15 protein-coding genes are annotated in these 20294 nt (G+C 42.7%); 5 read left to right on the top strand and 10 right to left on the bottom strand.

Features of this window, described 5'->3' with window-relative positions; genetic code table 11:
* Positions 1-34: 34 nt before the first annotated feature.
* The 8 genes from gmd to E0F88_RS32570 form a co-directional block, all read right to left on the bottom strand.
* Positions 35-1177, bottom strand: a complete 1143-nt coding sequence (gene gmd / locus E0F88_RS32605; protein ID WP_131962843.1) for a GDP-mannose 4,6-dehydratase — start codon at positions 1175-1177, stop codon at positions 35-37.
* Positions 1178-1257: 80 nt separating this feature from the next.
* The gene (gene fcl, locus E0F88_RS32600) at positions 1258-2199 is read right to left on the bottom strand and encodes a GDP-L-fucose synthase (protein WP_131962841.1); all 942 of its coding nucleotides are present in this window, start codon (positions 2197-2199) and stop codon (positions 1258-1260) included.
* A gap of 71 nt (positions 2200-2270) precedes the next feature.
* A complete protein-coding gene (locus tag E0F88_RS32595) occupies positions 2271-3272 on the bottom strand; it encodes a mannose-1-phosphate guanylyltransferase (protein WP_131962839.1) in 1002 nt (333 codons plus the stop codon).
* Positions 3273-3447: 175 nt separating this feature from the next.
* Positions 3448-4770 (bottom strand): UDP-glucose dehydrogenase family protein, encoded by a 1323-nt coding sequence (locus tag E0F88_RS32590; protein WP_131962837.1) that lies wholly within the window; start codon positions 4768-4770, stop codon positions 3448-3450.
* 393 nt (positions 4771-5163) lie between these two features.
* The gene (locus E0F88_RS32585; protein ID WP_131962836.1) at positions 5164-7539 is read right to left on the bottom strand and encodes a GumC family protein; all 2376 of its coding nucleotides are present in this window, start codon (positions 7537-7539) and stop codon (positions 5164-5166) included.
* A 54-nt stretch (positions 7540-7593) separates the two neighbouring features.
* The gene (locus E0F88_RS32580; protein WP_131962834.1) at positions 7594-8406 is read right to left on the bottom strand and encodes a polysaccharide biosynthesis/export family protein; all 813 of its coding nucleotides are present in this window, start codon (positions 8404-8406) and stop codon (positions 7594-7596) included.
* Positions 8407-8630: 224 nt separating this feature from the next.
* Complete coding sequence (locus E0F88_RS32575) at positions 8631-9368, bottom strand: tyrosine-protein phosphatase (protein WP_131962832.1); 738 nt, start codon at positions 9366-9368, stop codon at positions 8631-8633.
* Positions 9369-10204: 836 nt separating this feature from the next.
* Positions 10205-10825 carry a hypothetical protein gene (locus E0F88_RS32570; protein WP_131962830.1) on the bottom strand — a complete coding sequence of 207 codons (621 nt, stop codon included), beginning with the start codon at positions 10823-10825 and terminating at the stop codon, positions 10205-10207.
* A 774-nt stretch (positions 10826-11599) separates the two neighbouring features.
* Between E0F88_RS32570 and E0F88_RS32565 the strand changes: the two genes are divergently transcribed.
* Positions 11600-12220, top strand: a complete 621-nt coding sequence (locus E0F88_RS32565) for a LuxR C-terminal-related transcriptional regulator (protein WP_131962828.1) — start codon at positions 11600-11602, stop codon at positions 12218-12220.
* Positions 12221-12336: 116 nt separating this feature from the next.
* Here E0F88_RS32565 and E0F88_RS35010 read toward each other — a convergent pair whose 3' ends face one another.
* Positions 12337-14403, bottom strand: a complete 2067-nt coding sequence (locus E0F88_RS35010) for a right-handed parallel beta-helix repeat-containing protein (RefSeq protein WP_131962826.1) — start codon at positions 14401-14403, stop codon at positions 12337-12339.
* 169 nt (positions 14404-14572) lie between these two features.
* Here E0F88_RS35010 and E0F88_RS32555 point away from each other — a divergent pair, with 169 nt between their 5' ends.
* The 4 genes from E0F88_RS32555 to E0F88_RS32540 all read left to right on the top strand — a co-directional run bounded on the left by E0F88_RS32555 (position 14573) and on the right by E0F88_RS32540 (position 19856).
* Positions 14573-16309 carry a T9SS type B sorting domain-containing protein gene (locus tag E0F88_RS32555; protein WP_131962824.1) on the top strand — a complete coding sequence of 579 codons (1737 nt, stop codon included), beginning with the start codon at positions 14573-14575 and terminating at the stop codon, positions 16307-16309.
* A gap of 463 nt (positions 16310-16772) precedes the next feature.
* Positions 16773-18512 carry a T9SS type B sorting domain-containing protein gene (locus E0F88_RS32550; RefSeq protein ID WP_131962822.1) on the top strand — a complete coding sequence of 580 codons (1740 nt, stop codon included), beginning with the start codon at positions 16773-16775 and terminating at the stop codon, positions 18510-18512.
* Between the two features lie 158 nt (positions 18513-18670).
* On the top strand, positions 18671-19297 hold the full coding sequence (locus tag E0F88_RS32545; RefSeq protein WP_131962820.1) for a 3-keto-disaccharide hydrolase: 627 nt from the start codon (positions 18671-18673) through the stop codon (positions 19295-19297).
* 94 nt (positions 19298-19391) lie between these two features.
* Positions 19392-19856, top strand: coding sequence for a YdeI/OmpD-associated family protein (locus E0F88_RS32540; protein ID WP_131962818.1), 465 nt, complete (start codon positions 19392-19394; stop codon positions 19854-19856).
* Positions 19857-20011: 155 nt separating this feature from the next.
* Here the strand turns inward: E0F88_RS32540 and E0F88_RS32535 are convergent.
* On the bottom strand, positions 20012-20294 hold a 283-nt coding region (locus tag E0F88_RS32535; RefSeq protein ID WP_165940228.1), incomplete at its 5' end, for an IS66 family transposase.

Below are 20294 nucleotides of genomic sequence, written 5' to 3'. Positions count from 1 at the left end.
TCTTGTTGAGTTTAATAATTTCAAAATTTAATAGCTACTCGAAGTAATTCAAAATTCCAAATCCTTCTTTCAATAACAGCTGGTCTTTTTGGAACAACTTCAAATCTGAACTTGCCATGTCTTCTATAAGCATATCCAGTGTGTGCTTCGGCTTCCAACCAAGTTTCTCGTCACATTTTGCTGGGTTTCCTATCAAAAGTTCTACTTCGGTAGGGCGGTAATATCTTGGATCTATTTTTAGGACGGTCGTGCCGATTTTCAGCTGTTCTCCTTCAGTGATGCCCAGTTCGGTAAGACGTGCTGAATCAATAGCGGAAATGATTCCAACTTCGTTTTCTGCTTCGCCGGTGAACGTCAGTTCCACGCCCAGGAAAGCAAATGTTTTACGGATAAACTCACGAACACGCGTGGTTACCCCGGTTGCAATTACAAAGTCTTCTGGTTTTTCCTGTTGTAGGATTAAATACATCGCTTCAACATAATCCTTTGCATGTCCCCAATCGCGCTGAGAATCAATATTACCCATGTAGAGACAATCCTGAAGTCCCAATACAATTTTGGCAGCAGCACGTGTGATCTTACGTGTTACAAAAGTTTCGCCGCGTAATGGTGATTCGTGATTGAAGAGAATACCATTACAGGCAAACATATCATAAGCCTCTCGATAGTTTACCGTGATCCAATAAGCATACATTTTTGCCACTGCATAAGGAGAGCGTGGATAAAACGGTGTAGTTTCTGATTGGGGAACCTGCTGAACCAGACCGTACAATTCAGACGTCGATGCCTGATATATTTTTGTTTTTTTAGTCAATCCCAACAAACGCACCGCTTCAAGAATACGTAGTGTACCGATACCATCGGCATTAGCGGTGTATTCAGGAAGCTCAAAGCTTACCTGTACATGGCTCATCGCCGCAAGGTTATAGATTTCGTCCGGCTGCACTTCCTGGATGATCCGGGTAAGGTTCATTGAGTCAGTAAGATCGCCGTAATGCAGGATGAATTTTGCATTGTTTACATGAGGATCTTCGTAAAGATGATCAATACGATCTGTATTAAACAAGGAACTTCTGCGCTTAAGACCGTGCACGGTATATCCTTTGCTTAATAAAAGTTCTGAAAGATAGGCGCCATCTTGTCCGGTCACCCCTGTAATTAATGCTACTTTTGACATGATTGTAGAAGTTTTATAAATTTATGTTTAGCTATTGGCTGCCTGCTGATCGCATTGGGCCAGCCTTTCAATGATTAATTCTAAACTGCGTAGGTTTCCTGATTCTTTAAAAAATCCTGGTAGGCCAAAGCGACCCCTTCAGGAAGTTCAATCTTATGTTTCCAACCCTGCTCATGGAGTTTGGATACATCCATTAACTTGCGGGGTGTGCCATCCGGTTTGGACGTATCCCATTTTATCTCACCTTCAAATCCGGTTGTTTTCGCAACCAGTTCTGTCAGTTCTTTAATCGACAGGTCTTGTCCGGTTCCGATATTTACCAGCTCACGGCCATTGTAATTTTTCATCAGGAATATACAGGCAGCTGCAAGGTCGTCTGCAAAGAGAAATTCTCGTTTTGGAGAACCCGTTCCCCAAGCTTCAACAGTAGGTTTGTTTTCTTCTTTAGCCTCATGAAACTTACGAATCAGGGCGGGCAGAACATGGGAGTTGTGCAGATTATAGTTGTCTCCGTAGCCATAAAGGTTCGTGGGCATGACACTAATGAAGTTAGAACCATACTGATCGTGATAAGCTTCACAAAGTTTGATCCCTGCAATTTTAGCTATGGCATACGGCTCATTAGTTTCCTCCAGCAAGCCGGTTAGCAAATAATCTTCTTTTAATGGCTGCGGAGCCATTTTAGGGTAGATACATGAAGAGCCCAAAAACATCAGTTTTGCTACCTTATGTACATGCGCTTGATGAATGATGTTTGCTTCAATCATCAGGTTTTCGTAAATAAAGTCTGCCCGGTATGTATTGTTGGCAACAATTCCACCCACTTTGGCAGCAGCGAGAAAAACATATTCCGGTTTTTGGGCTTCAAAAAAATCAGCCACGGCCTGTTGGTTGCGTAAATCCAGCTCAGAAGAGGTGCGGGTGACAATGTTGTCGAACCCACTGGTAAGCAAAGCTCTTTCGATGGCAGATCCCACCATGCCACGATGACCTGCTATATAAATTTTTGAGGTTGGCTGCATGTCTTAATTTTCAGTTTATCAGATTTATTAACCGCGGAGTTTTTGGAGTCAAGACGGCGTAACACGGAGATTTAGTTAACCAATTCTGGTTTTTCTCTCTCTAGTCTCTCGTATATCTTCTTAACATCCTGAGAGCTTGTTTTAGCCAGGACAAGAATAGCATCACTGGTTTCGACCAGTACAATGTTGCTTACTCCTAAAAACTCAACATGTTTTTCGGAGCCAACAACACAGTTATTGTCCTTGAAACGGTGAATTTCTCCCTGTCCTTCCCAATGCTCCCAGATGGATTCAAAAGATCCCAGATCAGACCAGCCAAAGTTAGCCTGTACAACCTTGATCTTTTCGGAACGTTCCATCACGGCATAGTCAATACTTTTGGATGGAATCAACATGGTTTCGTTTTCCGGCAAAAGCCCTTCCAATCGTCCTTCGTAACAGTTTAGCGAAGTTTCCAGTATAGCCGGTTCAAATTTGTTCAACTCTTCCAGATAGATACCTGCTTTAAAGCAAAACATACCACTGTTCCACAAAAAGCTACCGGAATTTATAAAGTTTTGAGCAGTCTGTTCATTTGGTTTTTCCCTGAAAGACAAAACTTCGTTACCGTTGTATTCAATATAACCATAACCCGTTTCCGGTTTGGTAGGGGTAATGCCAAAGGTGACCAGATTTCCCTGCTCTGCCAAAGCAACCGCTTCTGAAAGAGCAGCAGCATAGGCGGCTTCGTTTGTAATGATATGGTCTGAGGGTGTTACCAGCAAGATATCACCGGGCTGGGCGGCAAAGGCTGCAAAAGCAATCGCTGCTGCGGTGTTACGTGGTGCCGCTTCAATGATCTCAGTGAACTCATTAACCCCGGCACGCATCATGTCTGCCTGAGATAGGAGGTAATTGTCTTTGTTTCCTACTACCAGAATCCTGTCGACAAGTGATTTACTCCTTTCGGCAGTCAGCTGAAATAGCGATTTTTCTCCAAACATCGGAATGTACTGCTTGGGCATTGATTTGCGGGAGACAGGCCACAAACGGCTGCCGACTCCTCCGGATAGTATGACGTGGATAATGCTCATTTTTTTGCTGTCAGCTTTTGGCAATCGGCCGTCGGCATCATTTTATAGTTAATAACGTTGAGTATTTGTTGTTGTTAAGATCGAAAAGTTAAAACCCCGTGTGACAGAACACGTAGCCAAACATTAAAGCTTAGCGCCGTATGCGTTTTATCTCTCCGTCCTCTGCGTGAACCCTTTAAGCAGTGACACCCGGGCTTACTACTTCTCTTCCGATACTGTAATATGTAAACCCATTCTCGCGCATGGTTTCCAGTTCGTATAAATTTCTTCCGTCAAAGATTACTTTATCCTTTAACAGTTTGCTCATTTTCTCAAAATCCGGTGTTCTGAATTGTGGCCATTCGGTAAAGATCATGAGTGCATCTGCATCGTCCAGAGCAGCGTAGGCTGTGTGGCAATAGGTGATGTTAGGGATCAGCTTTTTCACATTGTCCATCGCTTCCGGATCGTATACTGTAATGTTTGCGCCTGCATCCAACAGTGCCTGAATATTTTCCAGGGCTGGTGCTTCGCGTATGTCGTCTGTGTAAGGTTTAAATGCCAATCCCCAAACGGCGATAGTTTTCCCTTTCAGGTTTCCATCAAAATATTCAGTTACAACGGGAAGCAGTTTTTTCTTCTGATCATCATTTACAGCCATCACGGATCTTAATGTACGGAAGTCATAGCCATAATCTGAAGAAGTTTTGGCCAGAGCTTGCACATCTTTTGGGAAACAGCTTCCGCCATAACCAATACCCGCAAACAGGAAGCGTTTTCCGATGCGGCTATCTGTACCGATACCTCGGCGGATATCATCCACGTTCGCACCCACCTTCTCACAGAGGTTGGCGATTTCATTCATGAAAGTGATTTTTAGCGCAAGGAAAGAATTAGCTGCATACTTGGTCATTTCTGCTGAACGCTCATCCATAAAAATGACCGGATTACCCTGACGCACCAATGGCGCATATAGTTTTTCCATTACCTTTTTTGCCTTTTCGGAAGTGGTGCCAACCACTACACGATCAGGTTTCATAAAGTCCTCAACCGCTACACCTTCCCGAAGGAATTCGGGATTGGATACTACGTCAAAGTCGATGGTTGCATTAGCAGCGATGGCGGCGCGTACTTTTTCGGCCGTCCCGACCGGTACGGTGCTTTTATCAATAATGACAGCGTAATTCTTCAAGATTGGACCCAGATCATTGGCTACACCCAAAATATATTTTAAGTCGGCCGACCCATCTTCACCTGGAGGAGTAGGGAGGGCCAGGAAAATGACCTCTGCATCTTTAATACCTTCTACTAGATCGGTTGTAAATTTTAACCGGTCTTCGGCTATGTTCCGATCAAAGAGCACATCTAACCCGGGTTCATAAATGGGTATCTCTCCCTTTTGAAGGCGGGCAACTTTGTTGGTGTCTATGTCGACACAGGTTACTTGGTTACCGGTTTCGGCAAAACAAGTTCCGGTTACAAGTCCGACATAGCCGGTGCCAATTACTGAAATTTTCATAGGTTAATTATTTAAAAATTGTTCAGAACAGAATCTGGTCTTTCCGGAATGGCTTCGATGAAGATACGAGCATAACTTTGTAACACTACACCTGCGGAGGGTGTGCAAATTAGGATCATTTTAATAACGTTGAGTATCGGGTTCTTTTAATTTCTTAGAGATATATCCGAATCAAATTTTTCGTATCTATTTGAAAAACTGACTATAGCATATTCGAAAATAAGACTATTTAAAGATAATTGCAATTTTTAAACAAACAAATTTGATAAATACAATCATAACTTTTTTAAGTTAAGCATGTATACGTTTATTATTAAGTTTCCGGCGGCTTACTTATTAGATGATATGAGACTTTACAACGAAGGCCCCGTGTAACGGAACCTTCGCAACATATTAACTATTTGTTACCATCTTTTTCAACCTCTTTCTAAGATCACCTTTACCGGATTTTTCATCGGTATAATAACCATAACCATAGCCACCGTAACCATAACCATAACCATAACCTGCACCATATCTTACGCCGTTGAAAATGATCGAGAGATTAGCAAAGCGTCTTGCCCGCTGCAACTCACCAATCCGTTTGAGGTGATCCCTTAACGTATAGTTGAAACGGACAATGTATAATGTTGCATCTACATGGTCGGCAATAAGAGCTGAGTCCGTCACCAGACCAAAAGGAGGTGAGTCAATCAGGATATAATCATATTGCTGGCGAAGCTCTGCCAATAAAGGCCCCAGTCTGCCATTGCTTAGAAGTTCAGCTGGGTTGGGCGGTATAGGTCCGCTGGTTAGAACGTGGAATTTTGGGTGTACACCGGTAGTCTGAATGTAGTCAGCATAATTTCCCTGTCCGATCAGACAGTTTGATGCTCCGGTCTTATTAGGAATTTCAAGGCGCTGATGTAATGTCGGTTTACGCAAATCCAGCCCGATCAATAATACTTTTTTATCCGAATAAGCTAAGCTAGCTGCTAAATTAACACTGACAAAACTTTTACCTTCTCCACCGATGGAGGAGGTAAACATCAAAACACGGCAGGTCCCGTCGCCCAGATATTGAAGATTAGTCCGTAATGCCCTGATCTGCTCTGCAACGGCGCTGCGGCTTGTCATGCGCACTATTGCATCCTCCTCTTTTCGCTCTTTGGTCGCTTTCATTAATCCTATTTCACCAAGCACAGATGCATGTGTAAGGCCCTCAACTTCCTCTCTGCGCTGAACGGTATTGTTAAGCATAAACAATAGGTTGATTAACAATAGAGGAATGCCTATACCCGCTGCTGCGGACCCTAACCATATTAATGACCTTTTTGGCTTAATAGGATTGAAAGTAGATATTGGTGCATCGATTAGGCGACTATCTGTAACAGTAGAGGCATATGCAAGGGCGGTTTCTTCACGTTTCTGAAGCAAGTAAAGATAAAGTTCTTCCTTGATCGATTGCTGACGTTTGATGCCTACAAACTCGCGCTCTTTTTTCGGAATACTTCTCAGCCCCGCAGAAAACCGGGTATTTATACCTTCCAGATTCTTTCGGGTGACAGCCATCCCGCGCTTTAAGTTCTGAACGTTCTCACGTATGGATTGCCGGGTTCCTTCCAGTTGAGTATTGATTGTTTCCAAAAGGGGGTTTTTAGAAGTAGTGGTCCGGGCATATTTTTCACGCTGCAATTCCAGTTCATTAAAGCGTGTTAAAAGCGATACTAAAACTGGATCATCGATCATATAAGTAGCGGGAGCCACCGCTCCCTCACCGGCGTTACTGATATAACTATCGACGCTCTCAAGAATGCTAATCTTGGTATTGACCTCATTTAGTTTAGAATCATTTTCTTTGATATTCTCGAGAAACAACTGCGACTCCGCGCTGATATCTGTTATTCCTTGGTTTGTTTTGTATGATTCCACATCTTTCTCCACATCGCCCAGTTCACCAGTAATCAAACCTAGACGGTTTTCAATAAATTTCAGTGTATTACTGGCCTCGCTATTTTTGTCACTCAGTGAGGATTGTACGTAGACATCCAACAACATATTTAATACATCTTTTGAGCGCTGGACGTTAACGTCCTCGTAGGTAAGTTCCAGAACTGTACTTTTAGCATTTGGCTGAGAAACGGTTAAACGTTTAAGCATATTTTCAGCCATTGCCTTGGAATCAGCAAAATGGACCGACATATCTGTAATTGCCGCTTTGCCACCCTTCAAGACGACGAAGGCGCCCCACGGATTGTTAAACCGCTGACCAACTTTGAATATTTTATCCTCATCATTGAAGCGGAAATGTATGCTGTCTGTCATGTGTATCACAAGCGGGTTTTGCATACCATAAGGCGTTATCACTTCCGGTTTAATAATGACAGGGGTGTTCTTATAAAGTGTAATTGTGCGAATTCCATCTTCGGTACTATATGCAACGTCCAGGCTTAGGTTTTTAATCACCTGCTCCATGATGGAGTGCGACTTAATAATTTCCAATTCGTTTTCCAGGATTTTATTACCTCCAAATTGTGAACTCAATTCTGACAATATATCACCCTGTGCACCACCCAGACCCTTGTTTTCATCTTTGATCAACAACGTGGTGTGGGTGCTGTAAATAGGTTGTGTCACATGCAGGTAGTAATAGGCGCATGCCAATCCGATAAGAAGAAAGATCGGGAATAGATACCAGTATCTGGCGTACATGCGTATGTACTTGTTAATATCAAAGCTTTGTTCGTCCTCCGAAAATTCTGGCTGTACTCCGTTGAGATTATTGTTCATAAGTTAAGATGCTATGCTGTATACTCTATAATCGCTTCCCTAAAACAGGAACAATTATTTTGCAAGATTAAAAATAAGGATCCCTAAGGTGCTGATACCTCCCACAATAGTAACTATCAGTGGAACAGTGCGGATACGGCTATCGGTATCCAACATTCTGGACTTAACAGGTTCTACATAAATTACATCATTTTTATGCATATAATAATAAGGTGAGTTAAATATCTCTCTGGATGTCAGATCTAACCGCGCATACTCCCGTTTTCCATTTTCCTCCCTGATAACCATAACATTGTTTCTATTTCCGTAAATAGTCATGTCTCCTGCAAGACTCAAAATCTCTAAAATGGTGATTTTTTCATCAGGTATAACATACACCATTGGATTAGCAACCTCTCCGAGCACGGAAATCTTAAAATTCAAAGTACGAACAATCACACTAGGCTCTTTAAGGTAACTTTTTAATCTAATTCTAATTGTATCTGCAGCGTCAGTTGTATTTAAACCGGCAATCTTGACTTTACCAAGGAGTGGTATTTCAATTGCACCATCCATGTCTACTAAATAACCAATAGGTTGTGCCTTAGTGCCGCCCATCGAGTTATAATTGGAACTTGCTGTAGTGAACAAGTTAGGCGTGTTAAAAACCTCGTTCGCTTCCATATTCAAACTTCCAACAACAATCGTCAACAGGTCGTTTGGCTGAATAAGCGGCACGTATTTTTGAGTAATTTCTTGAGAGGAGTATCGTAATGAATCTCCTTGAAAATATACAATTGTTTTGGGAGAAACGCAGGATGTTGTTCCTCCGATCATCGCAATGAAGCAAGTCGCTAAAAAAAGATAATAGATACAGGTTTGTTTCATGAAAAGTTGAGTGTAATAATGTTATTATTTCGTTAGATGTAGTTTGTGTGAACTTTAATTTGGTGTAAAAATCAAATTTTACTTCATTGTTTGTCTGCTTTAAACACAGGATCGATTACAACTTTGAGTTTTGATTTGATCAGTTTATGATCAATCTTATTATAGTCCAAAATGGCAAAAAATTTAATTCTAGGACAAATATAGAATAAATTCAATTATGATCATCAAATATTTATAAGTTTCTCATTTTGAAAAGGATATTTTTCAAGCCATTTATTTCCCTGGAATTTGCGGATCATTTCTAAATGCTGCATTCTGTGCGCGTCAGTACCTAAAAAGGTGATTAGCCCATTCTTTAAAAGATATTCAGCCATTTTATGAACATTTTCGTTATAGTAACTTCCTAATGATAAAATATTTACCTGAAGCTCGCACCCCTGGTCACAAAATTTCTTGTAAATGGATGGATCTGAGTAGAAGTAGGTATATCTTTCCGGATGCGCTAGTACGGGCTGGTAACCTTTCTGAAGAATCAGAAACAACGTCTCGGAAACATTCAATAACGGAGTAGAGTATGGAAGTTCAACCAATAAACGCTTTCCGGGTAAAGTCATAAACTCTTCACCATTTTCAAGAAGGGTCGTGAAGTGTTCGTCGATGAAATACTCTGCGGCAGCGTCAATCTGAACGTTGAGCCCCGCAGCTTTAACAGCCTGCCGGACATCTTCTAAACCTGCATTGATAATTTCGGGCGTATTTTTGTAACAATCCCACATTACGTGCGGCGTGGTAACAATTCTTGTGTAACCAAGCTCCTGAAACTTGCGAGCCATCGCAACTGATTGTTCTATGGTTTCGACACCATCATCGATTCCGGGAATGATGTGAGAGTGAATGTCTACCCCGATACGGGACAGGCTGACATTGTCACTATTTTTTTTGTTAAATAACCAGTTGAGCATAATTTTTCGGTTAATCAGTTTCTCGGCATCGAGGGTTGAAATGACGAAAGTTCTTAAACCGGAATTTTGTGTTGAGCAAAGTTGAACAAATTTAAGTTAAAAAAATCGTCAGTTTACAGAATTTAATGCGGAATAATTTCAGTGAAGCGTTTTACTGTAAAATAGGATTATTCTTTTGTACGATTCGATTACAAAAGCTGATTTAGCATCGACCTAATAAAAAATCCTTCCGCAAGCCTGATATTTTAAATTGCTTTACGCCAATTCCACAAAAGTTTTATTCCCCGTCCGATTCTAAATGTGAATAACAACAATTTCTAAACCAATTCATTTCAAAACAAAAATGAAGAAATAATATTACAAAATTTGTAGAATAGTTTAACATCTTTTCTATTACTTGCTTGTTAAATTGATTGTGGCTATAAATGCAGCAGGCGGCATAATTAGATTTAGGCGTGAGCCCGGGCTTCCCATGGACTGTAAACGTCTTGTCTAGTGCATGTGAGACATTTGTCGTGCGAAATAGAATTATTAAGAAGTAGCGTAAATAAATTAGCGATTAAGGGGCCAAGCTTTTACTCAGTCCGAGGAATATGATCTGACCAGATTAGGGGGTAGCACCTACGTCCTTCGGTAGTCGAGGATTTCCGGGAAGTCTTCAAGAAAACGCTGCGCTAATGATTGCGCACCCAGCAGGGAGGGATGAAGACCATTCTGGGCAATCATTTCAAACGTAAAAACCGGGTTAACTTACAAGCGAAAGCTATTAAATCAACCCGATTTTAGTAAGGATATTAGCTTATTATTTGCTATACACGAAGTATCAATAGTGAATCTTATAGCGTATAGCCAATTTTTAGCGTCGCGTAGTCCCGGTTGTGATACGTTTTTTCGTCAATCAGATGGACCTCCACAGCAATAGAAAAAGCCATAACATTTAATCCGATACGTGGGGAAACGCCGAACCGGGTACCTAGCTTCTGTTTATCTGCGACAACTTCATGAGCAGGATCGTTGTTTACAAAACGCTCACCATTTCCTAAAAAGTAGGCTCCTGCTCCCAAACCGATAAATGGAGCATGCGCGTTATTCCACAATTTTATTACATCACCGGTCAGGGATAGAGATCCAATTGGGTTTGCCTTTATTCTGTATTTACCTGATAGGTAGGAATTAGCAAATGTATATTCAGCTCTGGCGCCAAGAGCAACATAATTGTTCAACCGATAGGATGGCTCTGCTGAAACGGATAATGTTGCTACGTCGAGAAAATTGTCTTTATAACGCCACGTAGTCCCAACTCCAACCCCTAACTTCAAATTCCACCGATTTCTATATTGAAGAAAATCGGGTGACTTCTGATCATAGGTTAATGGCCGGGTATTCTCGGCCTTAGTCTGGGCATTTGCTGTCGGTAATACAAAAAAACAAATAATTATGCTGATATATTTATACATTTTATCAAGTGGTTGAATTAAGTATATCCTTACTTTAACGGGCAAGTCTTGATGTAACCGTAGTAGAATTTCGTGCCAAATCATATAGCATAATTTTTCTTTTGCTCATTTGCTTGGTAATTGTGTCCGTGAGTATACATTTATTCTTTCCTTGGCAGTCCATAACGTTATGTAACTTTCTGAAAACCCAATTGTAACAGTGCTAAGGTGCCTCAACACGCACGTGGATAATTAAAAATGCACAATTTTTTTCTTAACCCTTGGCAATAATACTTGGGACTCGAAGTAGTTTGGCTTTACGCAAAGCATGTAAAAATGTCGTTACTATTCCCAATTTTGTAGAAAAAGTCCCCAGAAGTAGGGGTGGGAAAACCAACATTGTTTACCCTTTATGCTGTCCCATAATCATCCCGAAATGATTAATAATCAGATCATTATTCAAATCAATGTGGGTGGTTATCCAGTGTAATACATTTTCAGTTGAAAGAAACAAAATGAGAAAGCGATCGCTCATCAAAAAAAATCCGTCGTACGCAGTGTGAAATTGATCACCCGGCAATCGTTGATTGCGCAAAATTGTTGTCATTCTACCTGTTAGGAGCTATGGAGAATTTTGGATTTTAGTCCTGATTTGGTTAACTTATGTGCCAATTAATTTGAAACTTCTGTCTAAGTAATTCTAGTTACCAAATAGAAGTTTGTTATATTTTATATTATATTTTATCATCCAATTGTGCTGAATGCTTCCGGCACCATGACATTGATTTTATTCAAATGGTTACTCTTGCAATTATTGACCCATTTCCGGTAGTAAGACTTGGTGTTAGGATTATTATTTCACAGAATTTTAAAGACATAAACATACTTGATGTTGATTCTTTTTTGTTATTATCTACACTACATCCCAAAACTATTCCTGATATTATTATTATCGGTCTGGGGACAGAGCGCACCTTGTTTTATGTCAAAATAATTCATGATATACGTGTACGTTTTCCATATACCCGCATCATTGTGATTGACAGATGCATCCAAGTACAACAGGTAAAAAGGTATATGGAAGCAGGGGTAATAGGCTTTGTTTCGCTACAAACAGATGTAGGTTGTTTAGTTGCTTGTTTTGAAAGGGTGTTAAATGGCAACCGCAGTATATTTGTAACCGACGCAGTAGATTACGGCAAGCGGGAAGTGATCAGTCAAAAGCAAATAAGAACAATTCTTTTAACGCAATGGGAGCGGGAGATAGCAGAGTGCTTGTGTGATGGATTGAAACCAAGTCACATCGCTGATATCGCGGGTAAGTCACGTTCATCGATCAGCGCAATCAAAAACAGAATTTTCCAAAAATTAGAAATCAATAATATCCGGGAGCTCGTGGAGTTAATGCGGCCATGATCGGTGTAATGACGGTATCTTTTTCCGACTGGTAAACAGTCAATATTGCTAATTGCCGAAGCGGCGAATACCGTAAGAATTCGATGAATTAAAAATTTCGTTTGGCAACATACAAATTAATCGCCTACCCACGGATTCGACTTTGGACCTATCTCAGAGTATGGAATGCGTTTTAAGCCAAATGTGCTCAGATAGGAACTATCTAAAAAACTAATCAGGCTCTTATCATTGCTCTTAATCGAGGTGTTATTTTCTGCCACCTGAATAGATTTATCTCTAAAAAAGACTTTGTCGCAGTCAATCAGCAGATTATTCGTAATCGTGTTGACATCTGCACTTTCTCTTAAAGTTTTAAGGGCAGGGTACCTTGATTGATAAAGCTCAGAATTTATATCCACCTCCTGATATAATTTCTTTTGGACAAGAGATGAATCCAGCATTTTCAGCCACCTTTTTTCACCCCATGTTGAAAAGCTGATTCCTGCTGGGCATTTAAAAAACACGTTGTTTTCCACGGTATTGTCTTTGCCGCCATGAATTTGGATAGCCCCGAAATTAACAGCGCCGCATTTTTCAAAAATGTTTCCATAAATGCTAAAACCAGAGATCATGTCATCGAGTCTTACGCCTGCTGCTCCGTGACGTGTCCCACCTGAAATATTTGCCCAGTGATTGAATCTGACGGTGTTGCCGCGGTAGCTTGGATTTAAGAAAACGTCGAGTCCACCCTGATCATCAGATTCATTTACCACCTGGCTTATCTGGTTATATTCGATGATATGGTCATTTCCTTCCAGGCGAAGTGCGGATGAAGAAGAGTTTCGAAAACGATTATGGCTTATTCGGTGTCCACACCCTTGTAGATGCACCGCAGGCTGGTAGGTTCTTTTAAAAAGTGAAAAGTCTTCCACGATTGTATTTTCAACATAGTGCCCGGAAGGGCTCAGAATTTTACGATCACCTCCGGAGATCTTAATCCCGCCACATCCCAATGTGCGCAGCATACAAGCTGACACCCCGTTCGCCTTTCCTTCCTGGATTGAGATACCATCTACGCCAAACCGTTCAATTCTACATTCAGAAATCATGCAGTTGGTACTTTCTTTGATATTAATCGCACTGGCTCTGCTTTCCTGAAAAGACAGGCCTTTTAAGAACAAATTGACACAATCCTGCATTTCTACCATGAAGGGCGCGGAAAATACAGACAAACTGACCTGGGCCTTTGCCGGGTTTATTCCCGCGGGTGGAATCCAGTACAATAATCCGGACTTTCGATCCAGATACCATTCCTTCGGAGCATCTAGTTCGCACAACAAATTCAAACCAAAATAACGAAGGCTGTCTCTGTAACCATAATTATGATAAGGTTCTTTGATGTGTACCGTCTTGGTGACAGTATCGATTCGTGCAACCTTTTGATACTGCTCGCTCCAATCCCAATACCAATAGCCTTCCATACGGGGATCGCTTTCAAGCGCCCAGCGGTCCTGACGTATGTCGAGGTATCGAAAATCTCCTTCCTTTGTGCCTCGGCTGGAGATATAGGTTGCCGGCAAGGGGGTTTTGCCGTTAACCTGTCCAGCTTTTGTAAATCCGGAGTTTGGCCAGCGGGCTAATGTCTGTGGCTGCTTGTTACAGAATAGCTCGGGATGAAGACCTATATCTGTCGGGTCTCCAAAATCAGAAATTCCGGCTAGTTTCAAATCCGTGAAATATACTTTGCCAGCTGCGTTTGGATCCAGTCTTTTTAGTATTTCTCTATCTTTAAGAATAGCCCAGCCATTTAGTTTACGACTCCCGGTAATTATGGGCTGCTGGCCTTTTTGAGCCTGATAAACAACCGAAGCTTTTTCACTTCCTGAATCCTCTGCTGAAAATAAAACCGGCTTTTCCAAAGCATAGATGCCGCCACCAATAAAGACTCTGACTGGCAATTCCCGGTTACCTTTGCGAAGAACCCGTATCCGCTGTTTTGCGCCATCCAGGGATTTTAAGGGCTGATCTTTACTGCCTTTGTTTGAATCCAGCCCATTAGGCGAGATGTATAATTGAATTTCCTGCTGAGCTAAAACAGCATTACCAATTATATTATTTTGATCCCTGCTATTTGCCGCGTAAGCTATCTTGAAGCTAAAAAGCAAAAATAGAGAACTTTGGAGTATCAGATGTTTATTTTTCATAAGATTTATTTGATCGTTCACCGCTAAAAGTAAAAGAAGGACGCGTTGCAATTTACTGAACTCATTTCAGGCATTCCCATTTTTTGTGTAGATACTTGCAACAGTGATTGCCTTGATCACGTAAACATTTATGAGCACAAAATGACTTGAAGCCTTCATCGTGATTCTTATGAGACTATCGCTACTATTACCGATTCTAATCCTAGTCAACGCTGCGAATGCATCAGCCCAGGTGGATTGCAGTAATATCGGATTTGAACAGGGCACAACGGCGGGCTGGTCTCTTAGTTACGGGACAGTAGTGGATGTTAATCAAAAAGTAGTCTATCAGGGAGAAACCTCCGGCACACAAGGGACTGAGCACTTTGTGACCAGCAGCGGCAACGATCCGAAAATCCCGTCCATCCCAATGGTGGCTCCGGGTAGCACGCATTCGATCCGGATCGGCAATACAAGTACAGGAACACACTTTACAAGAATCAAAGCCAATTATCTCGTCACGCAGGATAACACACTTTTTCAATACCAGTTTGCCGTTTTGCTTCAAAACACTTCCGGAACAGGTCAGGCTGCGCATGCAGCGTATCAGAAACCGGGATTTAACATTCAGATTTATGACACCAACGGCGATGAACTGACCTGCAGCAGTTATGACATCCAACTTCAGGGTGAGAGTACAGTCGATGGTTTTTTAACCTCAGGTGATATACAGTACCGCCCATGGACAACGGGCGCGATCGATTTAAGAAACTATGTTGGAAAAACGATCACTATCGTTGTAACCGCCCATGGCTGTACACAGAAGGGCCATTTTGGTTATGCCTACTTTGACGCCCAGTGTTTAAAATCAGAGATCAAGGCTTTGTCTTCCTGCCCGGATGAAAATGGAGACATGACCCTTCAGGCCCCTGAAGGATTTGGCAAATACACCTGGAATACCGGTGAGACGACGCAAAGTATTAAGGTCAAAGCCAATCTGGGTGATAAATACAATGTAAAACTGGTGCCGCTGGCCAGTCTGGATGAGTCCTGCGCTTTGCAGCTGGATTACACTATCCAATATAAAAAAATGACCGCTTCCTTAAACCAGACCATCTGTGAAGGGGAGCAGGTGGCAGTTGGCGATACGGTTTATAAAACGTCTGGAACCTTCATTCGCAACATCAGCCGCTCCAACGTATGTGACAGTACCGTTACCCTGACTCTTATCGTAAATCCCACCGTAAAATACACCCAGAGTCTACGGATCTGTGAGGGAGAAAGTGTGGCGGTGGGCGATACGGTTTACACCACACCCGGAACCTACATCAAAAACGTTCCCCAGTTAACCGGCTGTGATAGCGTAGTGACGACCAAACTTGAAGTTGTACAGCTGGCCTTGTCTGTAACACCGGATCTTTACATCACCGCCGGGGACAGCGTTCAGGTACATGCGCTGGCTGAGCCTTCGGGAAGTTATGAGTATGTATGGAAAACGCAGAACAGCCTTTCCTGTCAGAGTTGTGCGGATGCCTGGGCCAAACCACTGGTTTCTACTTTGTATACCGTCGCGGTAAGTGACACAGCTCATGTATGCAGTCAGCAAGGGCAGGTCAGGATCGCTGTCAAACCCTGCGGCATTGAAATCCCTGACGCTTTCTCTCCCGGAAATGATCAGCTCAATGAAGTCTTTTATGTTTTTGGTAACAGCTGCGTCAAGCAGATTAAAGAAATGTGTATCTATAACCGCTGGGGTGAGGTGATCTACCAGAAAGAGAATTTTGCTGCATCGGATCCCGCTTCGGGCTGGCAGGGAACTTACCACGGGCAGATTAGTCCGCCGGGTGTGTATCCTTATAAAATTAAAGTGGAGCTTAATTCGGGAGCAATGCTGAATTATAATGGGGTGGTGAATCTTTTGAGATAGGTGAAGGCGGGTGGGGCAGGAGGGATGGGACAGGTAATAGTCAGGGGTTGTCATGTTTGGTCAGGGTTGGGGAAACGGCGTTGTTGGTTTGTAGGGGTTGATTTTACGAGACGTTCCTATGGAACGTTGCTGTTATTTCGTGATCCGTTTCTACCGACGAGATGTTCCTACGGAACATTTTCGGGCATCTGTAAAACCTGGGATTATGGTTTTTAAAATTTGAAACGACAATGGGTTAAAACCATGTCCCATTCGGGACATTTCGTTGGTAGAAATCCATTAACATGAATTGCATTCTCGTTCCTTCGGAACGTTTCGTAACCCCTTAACGACAAAAAATAATCCTCACCCGCGAATACCCGGATCGAACAGAACAGTAGACTCAAACATAATTTACTTTTCACTTCATAATCTCGTGGTTTCAAGGTAATTTACCTTTGTTTTGGCTGGCTTAAATCTGCGTATGATAAAAAGACTACTTTCCTTATTTGTGGTGTTATCTGTTGTTCTGCCGGCCTTGGCCCAGGTGGATTGTAGTAACGTAGGCTTTGAAAAGGGTAACACTTCTGGCTGGGAGCTGAGCTACGGCACGGTCACGGATAATGACGCCAAAACCGTCTATCAAAATGAGCTTTTGGGAACGACCACTGCTGATCATTATATTACCAGTTTATCGGATGGTAATGACAGACTGATTCCTTCTATTCCGATGGTTGCGCCAGGCAGTACGCACTCGATCCGGATTGGCAATACCGTCGAAGGCGGGCATTTTTCCCGGATAAAAACAGATTATTTCATCACGGCTGACAATACGCTGTTTCAATATAAATTTGCCGTCGTCCTTCAAAACACCATCAACGGCGGGGCGAATCATGCCCCTTATCAAAAGCCTGGTTTTAACGTTCAGATCTATGACAGCAATGGCCAGGAGCTTTTGTGCAGCAGTTATGACATCCAGCTTCAGGGCCTTGACGCCGTAGACGGTTTTACGACCTCGGGAGATTTGCAGTACCGTGACTGGACAACCGGCGCGATCGATCTTCGGGCTATGATCGGTAAAACCATCACGATTGTCGTCACTGCGCACGGCTGCACAAGAATGCGGCATTTGGGCTATGCCTATTTTGACGCCGAATGTCTTAAATCAGAGATTCGCTCCGCCTCGGATTGTCCTGATGAGAATGGATTTATGACGCTTCTGGCTCCGCAGGGTTTTGGTAAATACACATGGAGTAATGGACAGACCACGCAAAGCATCCGTGTTAAAGCGAGGCTGGGTGACGAGTACAGTGTTAAGATGGTGCCGCTGGGGTCGCTAAATGAATCCTGCGCGCTGCAACTGGACTACAAGATCCCCTACAAAAAAACAAGCGGCTCGGTTGATAAAACAATCTGTGAGGGAGAACAGGTCGCTGTCGGCGATACGGTTTATAGAACTACGGGTACTTTTATCAGAAACATCAACCGGTCCAATGTCTGTGACAGCACCGTCACGCTCAGACTGAAAGTAAATAAGGTCGTCAAATACACCCAAAACAAATCCATTTGTGAAGGCGAGAGTCTGACTGTGGGCGACACGGTGTATACAACGCCGGGAACCCATATTCGTAACGTGCCGCAGATCACAGGCTGCGATAGTATTGTCACTACGCATCTGACGGTGGTGCAGCTCGCTTTGAGCATGACACCGGACCAGTTTATAACCCAGGGCGATAGCGTGCATATTCTTGCTCTTACAGAGCCGGCCGGCAGCTTTGAGTATAGCTGGAAAACAGAGAACAGCCTTTCCTGTCAGGATTGTGATGACCCATGGGCCAAACCCAGGGTTTCGACCCAGTATGCCGTCTCAGTGACCGACCCGGGACATATCTGCAAACAGGACGGACAAGTGAAAATTTCGGTTAAACCTTGCGGAATTGAAATCCCGGATGCTTTTACTCCTGGAAATGATGGTCATAACGAGCTATTTTATGTCTTCGGCAACAGCTGCGTCAAACAAATCCGGGAAATGGTCATCTATAGCCGATGGGGTGAGGTGATTTTCCGAAAGGAGAATTTTGCAGCATCGGATCCCGCTTACGGATGGCCGGGCACCTATCAGGGCGTTATCACCGCATCGGGCGCTTATCCTTACAAGATCAAAGTCGAGCTTAAATCGGGAGAGCTGCTCGATTACAAGGGGGCTGTGCATTTGATCAGATAGGAAGTTTACAGTTCACAGTTTTAAGTACAAAAGGAAGGCAGGGGGAGTGGGGGACATAGTTTACAGTTTTTAGTTAACAGTTAACGCAAGGTGTTCGTGGGTGATTTAGAGTAGACAGTTTACAGATTTTACTTGTTAGTTTATCAAACAACAATTTCATGAAACAGCAACTAAAACTATTATTTCTCTTGTTTTTGACTACTCCTGTTTTTGCTCAGGACGGCTGGGTCTCTATATTTAACGGCCAGGACCTGACAGGCTGGAAGGTAGGGGCGAACGCTTCTTCCTTTTCCGTAGTTGATGGCGCGATTCAGATCGCAGGACCCAGAGCGCATCTGTTTTATGAGGGCGCTGTGAAAAACCACATGTTTAAAAACTTTGAATTTCAGGCCCAGGTCATGACCAAACCGGGCGCGAATTCCGGGATTTATATCCATACGGCCTATCAGGAAGATGGCTGGCCGTCGCAGGGTTATGAGATTCAGGTCAATAATTCGCATACCGACTGGAAACGTACGGGAAGCTTATACGATATTATGGATGTGAAAGAAACCTACGCCAAAGACAACGAGTGGTATACCGAATACATCAAAGTTGAAGGAAAACACATCACCATCAAAATCAATGACAAGGTTGTCGTTGATTTTGAAGAATCCGATCCGGATAAAAGAGCGGTCAATGGTAAAGGCCGGATTTTAAGCAGCGGCACCTTTGCGCTGCAGGCCCATGATCCGAAAAGTGTGGTGCTCTATAAAGATATCAAAGTAAAACCGCTCACTGAGTAATAAAATAATGTAAGTTAAAGCCACAGGAAAATACGTCTGTGGCTTTTTCGTGCCTTAATTTGTAATTTCCTTTCAGGTCAGATTAATTTATCTTATGGAGAATGCCGTTTCCTTTCATTCAGTACTGGAGCGCTTTGCTAAAAAAGGCGGTGAGTTTTATATGATCGTTCCCGACGAGGTTGCCCGGCAGTTTGTCACGGGCCGAAAACCGGGGCGTGTGCGGTGCCGGCTAAATGATCAGATCGACTTTCAGTGCGCAATCCGGCCGATGGCAACCGGGGCATTTTACATTAATCTGGCCAATGAGATCAGAAAAAAAGCAAAGATCGTTTTGTCAGACAAGCTGTCTGCTACGGTAGTCAAAGATGACAGCGAGTATGGCCGGGACATGCCCATTGAGCTTACAGAGCTGCTCGAACAGGACCCGGAAGGTTTTGAGCTCTTTCAAAATCTGCTGGCCAGCCACCAGCGGGGCATTATTCACTATGTGGATTCAGCCAAATCCGTTCAGCTCAGAATTGACCGGGCAGTCAAAATGATCAACCGTTTGAAAATCTAATATAAGAAAGTATTTACTGTCGGGTATACCAGCAGTGGCTGCTAAAACAGACCAGTCACGTCAAAGATAACTTGGGCGCTATTCAAACTATCAACCCTTACCTGGATCACATCGCATTCGGTTGATGGCCATGTACATTGTATCCGGCCTACCAACTACATATTTGTTAGTTGCTGAACTTTGTTAAAGTTTTGCGGATATAGGTCGGTAATGTTTTTATGATTGATTGTGGAGATGTTTAGCAGGGTGTTTTTTAGCCAATTGTAGGGATTGATATTATGTTTTTTGCAGATCGCGAAGAAAGAGTATATCATGGCAGCTCGCTGTGCAGCATCATGTGATCCGGCAAAAAGATAATTTTTCCGACCTAGGGCCAAGCCACGTAAGGAATTTTCAATTTGATTATTGTCGATCAGCAGATTCCCATCATGTAAATAC

The sequence above is a fragment of the Dyadobacter psychrotolerans genome, assembly GCF_004349265.1.
Taxonomy (GTDB): Bacteria; Bacteroidota; Bacteroidia; order Cytophagales; family Spirosomataceae; genus Dyadobacter; species Dyadobacter psychrotolerans.
Note: the sequence above shows the minus strand (reverse complement) of the source record. Positions and strands in the feature narration are given on the sequence as shown.